Source organism: Clostridium sp. AM42-4, from assembly GCF_003480105.1.
In the GTDB taxonomy this organism is placed as follows: domain Bacteria; phylum Bacillota; class Clostridia; order Lachnospirales; family Lachnospiraceae; genus Brotaphodocola.
This window is the reverse complement of the sequence record NZ_QUIK01000055.1, coordinates 1-539: the sequence shown is the minus strand read 5'-3', so window position 1 is coordinate 539 and position 539 is coordinate 1. Positions and strand designations below refer to the sequence as shown.

General features: G+C 40.3%; 1 protein-coding gene. It reads left to right on the top strand.

From position 1 onward, the window contains the following. Positions 1 to 539 (top strand): histidine kinase dimerization/phospho-acceptor domain-containing protein (locus DW922_RS18225; RefSeq protein WP_279221355.1); only part of this gene is annotated, 539 nt, incomplete at both ends.

Here is a 539-nt window from a genome sequence, read left to right as displayed (position 1 = left end):
CTTCCATTAAGTGTTATAGGTGTTATTTTTCTTTATTTTCTGATGTCCGGCATATTCTGGTTCTGGACATACAGAACCAATCTGGCGCACCGGAAACAAGAATTTGAAAAAGATGAAAAATATAAAGCAGAACTTCTGATAGCAGCAAAAAAGGCAGAAGCCGCCAATGAGGCAAAAACAGAATTCCTTCATCGTATGAGCCACGATATCAGGACTCCGATTAATGGAATCTACGGTTTGATCAATATGGCAGACCATTATGCAGATGATATGGAGAAGCAGAAGGAATACAGAACAAAGGTTAAAGCGGCATCCAATCTGTTGCTGGAACTGGTAAATGATGTTCTGGACATGAGTAAGCTGGAGTCGGGTGAAGTTGTTCTGGAAGAGAGTCCATTTAATCTGAGCAAAATCTCTGAGGAAGTGCTTGTTGTAATTGAACAGATTGCTGCAGAACAGAATATCCGGATTGTATGGGAGAAAAAAGAAATCATACACCGTGATCTTATTGGAAGTCCGGGGTATGTAAAACGTGTGAT